The organism is Avibacterium endocarditidis, assembly GCF_002921145.1.
GTDB classification, from domain to species: domain Bacteria; phylum Pseudomonadota; class Gammaproteobacteria; order Enterobacterales; family Pasteurellaceae; genus Avibacterium; species Avibacterium endocarditidis.
The window spans coordinates 1-8,442 of the sequence record NZ_PQVI01000110.1 but is presented as its reverse complement, the minus strand read 5'-3'; the positions used below and the strand labels follow the sequence as shown (position 1 = coordinate 8,442).

Annotated in this window: 5 protein-coding genes and 3 pseudogenes; 4 read left to right on the top strand and 4 right to left on the bottom strand. The window is 40.0% G+C overall.

Annotated elements, in window-relative coordinates:
* From C3Z13_RS11945 to C3Z13_RS08570, 4 genes and pseudogenes are all read left to right on the top strand, one after another.
* Positions 1-185 (top strand): hypothetical protein (locus C3Z13_RS11945; RefSeq protein WP_219827908.1); only part of this gene is annotated, 185 nt, incomplete at its 5' end.
* A 35-nt stretch (positions 186-220) separates the two neighbouring features.
* Positions 221-1,942, top strand: a complete 1,722-nt coding sequence (gene recJ / locus C3Z13_RS08580) for a single-stranded-DNA-specific exonuclease RecJ (RefSeq protein ID WP_103855643.1) — start codon at positions 221-223, stop codon at positions 1,940-1,942.
* 9 nt (positions 1,943-1,951) lie between these two features.
* Positions 1,952-2,664, top strand: a pseudogene (locus C3Z13_RS08575) (thiol:disulfide interchange protein DsbA/DsbL).
* Positions 2,612-3,304 (top strand): 5'-methylthioadenosine/adenosylhomocysteine nucleosidase, encoded by a 693-nt coding sequence (locus C3Z13_RS08570; RefSeq protein WP_103855642.1) that lies wholly within the window; start codon positions 2,612-2,614, stop codon positions 3,302-3,304. The pseudogene C3Z13_RS08575 and the gene C3Z13_RS08570 overlap by 53 nt, the downstream one beginning before the upstream one ends.
* A gap of 67 nt (positions 3,305-3,371) precedes the next feature.
* Here the strand turns inward: C3Z13_RS08570 and uhpC are convergent.
* From uhpC to uhpT, 4 genes and pseudogenes are all read right to left on the bottom strand, one after another.
* Positions 3,372-4,645, bottom strand: a pseudogene (gene uhpC / locus C3Z13_RS08565) (MFS transporter family glucose-6-phosphate receptor UhpC).
* 85 nt (positions 4,646-4,730) lie between these two features.
* Positions 4,731-5,447 (bottom strand): annotated as a pseudogene (locus tag C3Z13_RS12880) (histidine kinase); the annotation flags it as partial.
* 702 nt (positions 5,448-6,149) lie between these two features.
* A complete protein-coding gene (locus C3Z13_RS08555; RefSeq protein ID WP_103855641.1) occupies positions 6,150-6,752 on the bottom strand; it encodes a response regulator in 603 nt (200 codons plus the stop codon).
* A gap of 141 nt (positions 6,753-6,893) precedes the next feature.
* A complete protein-coding gene (gene uhpT / locus C3Z13_RS08550; RefSeq protein WP_046098405.1) occupies positions 6,894-8,270 on the bottom strand; it encodes a hexose-6-phosphate:phosphate antiporter in 1,377 nt (458 codons plus the stop codon).
* Positions 8,271-8,442: the final 172 nt, after the last annotated feature.

Below are 8,442 nucleotides of genomic sequence, written 5' to 3'. Positions count from 1 at the left end.
TTGCCCGAATGGAAGTTAGATTTTTAGGCGAAAAAATTGTAATTTTGTGTAGCGGAGCGAAACAAAATCTCTTTTTTCGCCGCTTGGAAAATCTAACTGGAATGAGGAAAAGCGAGACTGTAGGGTGTGCTTTCTTTTGCCTACTTTGCTTTGCACAAGCAAAGAAAAGTAGGTCGCCCTTTTAGGGCGAAACCTAAAATGTGTTTAAGGATTTTATTTCGTGATCAAAACAATCCAACGCCGCCCCATTAGCACAGCACAGCCGATTAGCGATCACCCTTTGCTTGATCGTCTTTATCGTGCGCGCCAAATCGAAAATCCGCAACAATTAGACCGCACTTTGAAAGCGATGCTTTCGCCACACGCGTTATTCGGTATGGATAAGGCAGCGGAATTGTTGGCACAAGCGCGTATGGCGCAAAAAAATATTGTGATCGTGGGGGATTTTGATGCCGATGGCGCAACTAGTACGGCGTTAACCGTAGTGGCGTTACGTCAGCTTGGTTTCCAACAAGTGGATTATCTTGTGCCAAACCGTTTTGAGCAAGGCTATGGCTTAAGCGTTGAGGTGGCAAAGCAGGCGCTAGAAAAAAATGTGGAAGTGCTAATCACAGTGGATAATGGCATTTCTTCCTTTGAAGGTGTGGCATTTTTGAAACAACAAGGCGTGCAAGTGGTGGTGACAGATCACCATTTACCTAGCGAAATGTTGCCTGAAGCTGATGCCATTGTGAACCCGAATTTAGCGCAATGCGATTTCCCGTCTAAATCCTTAGCTGGCGTGGGTGTGGCGTTTTATGTGATGTTGGCATTACGCGCTAAATTACGCGAAAAAGGCTTATTTGATAGCAAAACTCAGCCTAATTTCACCGAATTACTTGATTTAGTGGCACTTGGCACAATTGCTGATGTAGTTCCGCTTGATCAAAATAACCGCATTTTAGCCTATCAAGGTTTACAGCGTATCCGTGCAGGGCATTGCCGCTATGGGATTCAGGCCTTGGCGGAAGTGGCGAATCGTGATATGAGCCGTTTCAGTGCATCAGATTTAGGCTTTGCCATTGCGCCACGTTTAAATGCTGCAGGGCGTTTGGATAATATGTCGGTGGGCGTGGAATTGTTATTGGCTGAAGATATGCCCTCCGCCCGTGCTTTGGCATTGGAGCTAGATGGCTTGAACCAAACGCGCAAAGAAATTGAGCAAGAAATGAAATTAGAAGCGCTAGAAATTTGCCGAAAATTGACCGCACTTACGCCACCGTTGCCCACTGGCATTGTGCTGTATCAGGCGGATTGGCATCAAGGTGTATTGGGGATTTTAGCTTCAAGATTGAAAGATCAATTTCATCGTCCTGTGATTGCTTTTGCACAAGATCAAGCTGGCGTGCTTAAAGGCTCGGCACGCTCCATTGAGGGGCTGCACATTCGTGATGCGTTGGAACGGTTGCATTCTCGCCACCCTGACATCATTTTGAAATTTGGCGGACACGCAATGGCAGCGGGATTGAGCATTCAAGAAGAAAAATTTAGTGATTTTCAGCGCCTATTTAACGAGGTGGTGGAAGAGTGCCTAGACGAAAAAGATCTACAAGGCATTGTGTGGACGGACGGCGAACTGGCAAGCCAGTTTATGAATTTGGATACTGCCGAGCTTCTCAAACAATCAGGACCTTGGGGGCAAGCCTTCCCAGAGCCAACGTTTGACGGCGAATTTAAATTGCTTCAGCAACGTTTAGTGGGGGAAAAACACCTCAAAATGATGCTTGAACCCCAAAATGGCGGGCCATTACTCGATGCCATCGCCTTTAATGTGGATACGCGTTATTATCCTGATCTTTCGTTAAAAAGGGTGAAATTAGCTTATAAATTGGACGTCAATGAATATCGCGGACAACGCAATATTCAACTGTTGGTGGATTATATTGAACCTTTGGCTGAGTAGCGTAATCTGATGTGGCGATTAATTTTCTTTATCACAGGGCTTAGTTTTTTGCTTGCGCAAAGCGCAAGAGCGGAAAGCGAAACGCCACCCACCTTACAAATTAATCAATTTGAAGATGGACGGGATTATTTTTCCTACGAAGAACCGCTAGCCATTCCCACGCGCGCAGATCATAAAATTCTGTTGCAATTTTTCTTTATTACGATTGCCGAGTCTGTTCCGTGGCGCAGGATATTCTTAATTTATATAGCCAAATTAACCGTGATAACGTTGTGCTTATTGAAACGCCCGTGGCAACGGCAAAAGCGAATTTAACGGCAAATATTTTTTATGCCCTACAAGCAATGAATGCGGAAAATGTGTCGGATTTATTGTTGTTTGAAAGCTCAGAAAAACAGCGTTACACCGAATTATCTCGCTTTTCCAACTTGCTAAAATGGCTGCAAGAACAACACATTGATACAGAACAATTTCGCAAATTATATCATTCAGCAGGCGTGCGTTTGCAGGTGCGTGATGCCATTCAACTGACCGAAGATTATGGCGTGTTTACCTATCCTTATTTAATTGTAGAAGGAAAATATGTGCTGACTGCAAGCACGCTTTATAACGATGATTACAGCTTTGCGGTGCTAGATTTTTTAATTAACAAATTACAAGAGAAAAACAATGAAAATCGGAATTGTAGGTGCAATGGCACAAGAAGTGGCTTATTTATCTGAGCTAATGGAAAATAAAACCACCACGCAAATTGGCGGCGCGACTATTTACCAAGGCTCGATTAACGGCAAAGACATTGCCTTATTGCAATCGGGCATTGGCAAAGTAGCCGCTGCAATGGGAACAACGGCGTTATTACAACTCGCAAAACCTGATGTGATTATTAACACTGGCTCGGCAGGTGGCGTGGCGCAAGGGCTAAAAGTGGGCGATGTGGTGATTTCAACCCAAACTGCTCACCACGATGCCGATGTTACCGCATTCGGCTATGAAAAAGGTCAGCTACCAAATTGCCCAGCGCGTTTTAATTCTGACGAAAATCTCACCGCTCTTGCGCAAAAAGTGGCGACTGCCCAAGGACAAAAAGTGCATAAAGGCTTAATCTGCTCGGGCGACAGTTTTATCCACGGCGGCGAACCCTTAGCACAAATTAAACAAGATTTTACTGATGTGTTGGCAGTCGAAATGGAAGCCGCCGCCATTGCCCAAGTGTGCCACGCTTTCAACGTGCCTTTTGTTGTGGTACGTGCAATTTCTGATAGCGGAGATGGTGAAGCCAGTATGTCCTTTGAAGAATTTCTCCCCCTCGCCGCCAAACAATCCTCCGCAATGGTTTTGGCGATGATTGATGCGTTGTCATAATTTAAGCGATAAAAGACAGAAAAAAGTAATAGCAAGAAGCCTTAGTATTTTTATAGCTAAGGCTTTTTTAATTTTGTGCTTTCAAAAATGGCAATAGCAATAATGCGATAAGAAAGGCACAGCAAGAAATCACCACAAAAAAACCATTCCAATGGAAATATTGCATTACTACCGCGAGCGGATAGCCTGATAGTGCAGCCCCTAAATAAGCAAATAGACCGATAAACCCTGTGGCTGCGCCGGGGGATTTTTTATGTGAACATTCAGCCGCCGCCATTCCGATAAGCATCTGCGGGCCAAATACAAAAAATCCAATAGAAAAAAACACCGCACTTTGCAAAATAAAGATTTCTTGCACCATTAACCATAGTGCCAAAATGGAAAAGAAAATACCAATGGCAAATAATAATGCCATTGGGCCACGATTACTGGAAAATAATTTATCTGATCCCCAACCAGCAACTAACGAGCCTAAAATACCACCAATTTCAAATAAAGAAATTGCACTATTAGCAGATACCAAATCGTAATGATACTTTTCAGTTAAATAAATATTTCCCCAGTCATTAATTGCGGTTCTTACAATATAAACAAGGGTATAACTTAGCGCCAAAAGCCAAATATATTTATTTAGGAAAACATAGCGATATAATATTTGTTGCCAAGAAAGATCTTTTCCCTCTTGCTCTTGAATTAACTCTAATTTATCTCTACGCCATTGCCCTATACTTGGTAAACCAAGGGATTCTGGCGTACCTCGTAAACGTAGAGCAAGGAATAAGGCAATAAAAATAGTGATAATTCCTGCAATAATAAAGCCATAACGCCAACTGTAATGCAAGGTTACATAGCCGATAATTAACGGAATTAATGCACCACCCACGTTGTGAGCCGTATTCCAAACCGACCACCAAGCACCCCGCTCTGTGCGCGAATACCAAGTGGTGAGTAATTTAGAACAAGCTGGCCAGCCCCAACCTTGAAACCACGCATTGAGAATCCACAAACTCATAAAAACCAATAATGAACTTGATAACCCAAAGAAAATATTAATTACGCCACTAAAAAATAAGCCAATCGCCATAAAATAGCGTGGATTACTACGGTCAGAAAATATCCCTGATAAAAATTTAGAAATGCCGTAAGTAATATAAAATGCAGTAGTCATCATTCCAATATCATTTTTATCAATACCTAAATCAGCAATTAATGCAGGGACGGCATAGTTAAAACTTTTCGTGTAAAATAAAAGCCTGCATAGCCAATATACATCGCAAACATTAAATGAATGCGCCAATATTGATAACGTTGATTGATTTGTTGTTGTGTTTCTGTATTCATTAATTAATCCAAGGTAATTCCACAAAATACTTGTGCCACTTTGTTGCTGTTTTGTCCATTTTAGAGAATGAATATCAAATTTCCCGCCTAACATTGCAACACGTTCTTTCATTCCTTTTATGCCTAAACCAGTATGATTGATTTTAGATAGATCAAAACCAATGCCATTATCCTGAATATGTAATGTGATTTTTTCATCAATATTCAAATAAATATTAACTTCTGTTGCTCCAGAATATTTCTTTATATTATTTAATGCCTCTTGGCATAAGCGATATAAGGTGATTTCCAGTAAATGGGAAAGTATCCTATTTTTAGGGTTGTTACAAAGTAAATGAATTTGTGTATTTTGGCTGGCAAAATCTAATTCAATAAACAGATTTTGTAGGGCTTCTTGCAAATTAAGATCATCTAAAATACGCGGACGGATTTTATTAATTAAGCCTTTAATACTATCGTAAATATTCAGAGATAATTGCTCAATAATTTGTGAGAGTTTTTCATATTCTGGTGTTTTTCCAATTCGTTTTAAAATGCTCGCTTGCGTTCTAATTGCGGTAATGTTTTGTCCAATTTCATCGTGTAATTCTCTTGAAATTTCTTTTCTAATTTCTTCTTCACGATGAATTAATTGTTGGGTTAAATATTGGTTTCTTGCTAATTCTTGGCTTAAATGTTGATTTAAATCGCGTTGATGTTGAATGCCTAAACCAAGGAAAATCCCTGTAATGGTTTGTGCGGAAAGCGTAAGTAATAAATCCGTTAATTCTATGTTAGAAAAATGGTGAGTTGTACTAATCAATGCCAAACTATTTAATAAGATCCCGAGTAGCGCCCCTTGCCAGCCATAACGGAAAGCAAGCAAGATAATCGGAATGGATAAGAAAACAGCGAAAAACGATTAAAAGATTCAGGCAAATCTGTCTGAATATAAATGTTTAAGACAAAGAGTAAAAGATAAATGATGATAGGCTTAGATCTTAAGCTAATAGGTTTTCTAATCAGGCTAGAAGTTAGCGGCAGCCATTTTATTTCAAACAGGAAATAATAAATTAAATAACAAATTGGAATAATTAGCACCGCACTTGAGAAACTAACCAAAAGGTGAAATAAAACTTTCAGCGCCAATAAAGTAGAGTGCATTAATTAGGCTGAGTAATGTAATTAATAGACCTTGTAGCAATAAGCAGCGTAATTGGCTGCCAAAATAGTATTTTTTTAAAGATAAGCAATAGTGGAATATTTAGTAATCCAAGGAAAATGATAGAGAATGTATTATTTTCAGGAAATGCAATATAGAGTAATAGTAAAATGCTATACTCGGCAAGATAAATGGAAAACCAATATTTTATTTTTTATGAATGAGAATGCCAATGCGTAGCGCAAAAGGAAAAATAAAAAGAAAGCAGCGGATCTTCTAATAAATAATTAGAAATAATCCATAAACAAAAATAGGCTGGCGCAACAAAAAGCAGCTATAAATAAAAAGAAAATTGTGTTCATTTTATCCTTTACTATGGAAGAAATTCGCCAATTCAACGTTATTCTTCACATTTAACTTGCTCATTGCATTGGCACGATGAACGTGAACAGTTTTTATGCTCAATGATAATTCTGCCGCAATTTCTTTCACTGTTAGCCCTTTGGAGAGTAATTCACAGACTTCTTGTTCACGTTTTGTGAGTTGGGCGAGGGTATTTTTAATCGGCGTATTGACGAGTTTTAAGGTGAGCTCTGGCATAAGATAAACACCACCAGCATAAACCGTTCTAACTGCTTGAATTAATTCATCAGGGCTACAACGTTTGCTTAAGTAGCCTTTTGCGCCCAATTCAAGGGCTTTTTTCACCATAAATTCAGAATCGTTTACGCTTAACATTATGCAATGAATGCCTTGCGGAATATCGGGTAATAATTCCAAACCACCTTCATCGGGCATAGAAATATCCATAATGCAAACATCAGGCTTTAGGCGCGGTAAATTTTGACGAGTTTCTTTGGCCGAACCAAATTCGCCTACGATACGCATATCTGGCTCTAAAGACAGCAGTTGAGAGAAGCCCGAACGCACTACAAGATGATCATCAACTAACACGATATTAATCATTTTTATCCTAGCCATAAGGCGTTAAGCAAAGTGGGAGAGCATTGTACTCCAATAAAAAAATTATGCAGTGAAAATCTCACTGCATAATTGTAAAGAACATTAAAAAATTAAGTGCGGTGCAAAATTATTGCGTTTTTGCAATTATTGTGCTTTTTTTAGGCGGCGAATTTTCTTCTCTTCCGCAATTGCCACGAAAGCGAGCAACACCATACACACAATTGCAGAAGTATTTAATGCAGCGAATGTCCCCGCCCAGCCTGTTAAGCCGAAAATTGGCGTACCATCTGCAATCATTCCTAAACCTAATTTTGCAAAGCTATCACCGATTAAGTAAGCGAATGTACCTTTCACACCGTCAGCAACGGCAATGGCTTTTTTCGGTACGAAACCAACTGCCGCAACGCCGATTAATAATTGTGGCCCGAATACCAAGAAACCTAGCACGAATAATGAAATTAAATACATATATTCGTTGGTCGCAAATTGATAAAACTCAAGGGTGAATACGATTAAAACCAACGCAACACAAGCGGTTAAACCACGTCTTCCGTTGGCTAAATCGGATAAGAATCCCCACAAGAATGTGCCAACTAATGCGCCCACTTCAAATAGGGCAAAGCCAGAAATTGCGGCATCTTTTGAGAAGCCAAGTTCTTGGTAAGCATAAACTGGCGACCACTGATCGATCCCAATTCGTACGATATAAAGGAAAATATTGGCAAAGCAAAGTAACCAAATCACTTTATTTTTCAAAATATAACGCACGAAAATTTGCCATTTTGTAAGCTGATTTTCTTCTGCATCACGATCTTCTTCGCTGATTTCTTCACCAAATAATTCTTCCGCTGTACCAAGCCCATAAGCTTCTGGGGAATCTGAACCATAGCGTAATCCCACAAAGCCCACAATTAACGCAATGATAGAAGGGAAGATGAACATTCCGATAACGTGTCCGTCAAATAGCACATTCGCACCGAATAACGCCACGCCCGCTGCCGCTGCACCGCCCACGTTGTGGGATAAATTCCAGAAGCCAAGGAATGAACCACGTTTTTTGCGTGGTGTCCATTTGGTAATGGTGGAATAGCTTGATGAACCGCCCGTACTTTGGAAGAAACCACTTAACGAATAGAATGCGATCATTAAGAATAATGCCACGCTGCCACCGCCCATACTTGCACTAAAACCAAGCATACAAAGGGCAGAAAGGATCAGCATAAACGGCACGAATTGTTTGGTGTTTTTCCCATCGGCATAGTAGGAAACAAGGGTTTTCCCAATTCCGTAAGCCACAGAAAAGCCAAGCCCAATCATTCCCAGTTGGGTTTTGGTGAGTCCATAGGTTTCGATCATATCATTTTGCGCAACGTTAAAATTCTTACGAATTAAATACATCGCCATATAACCGATAAACACCACTAAATAAGATTGCATAAAGGGCTTAAACCACATTTTGCGTCTTTCTTCCACAGGAAGATTTAGCACAGGTTTACGCACCTGTTGTAAAAATTTGAACATAATTTCCTCAATTAAAAAATGAAAGTGCGGTCAAATTTTAATGAGATTTTGCTCTTCTGCCTTGAGATGAGTGCTTAAAGGATTTAGGAAAATTTCCTAGTTTTAGGAAGTTTGGAATATTTTTGTGAGATAGATCACATTTTTGTAAAAATCACGAAAAATCTGACCGCAC

What these genes read in the sequence shown, in the direction of transcription:
- C3Z13_RS08570 (WP_103855642.1), top strand. Translation starts at nt 2,612, where the DNA reads ATGAAAATCGGAATTGTAGGTGCAATGGCACAAGAAGTGGCTTATTTA.
- C3Z13_RS08555 (WP_103855641.1), bottom strand. Translation starts at nt 6,752, where the DNA reads ATGATTAATATCGTGTTAGTTGATGATCATCTTGTAGTGCGTTCGGGC.
- uhpT (WP_046098405.1), bottom strand. Translation starts at nt 8,270, where the DNA reads ATGTTCAAATTTTTACAACAGGTGCGTAAACCTGTGCTAAATCTTCCT.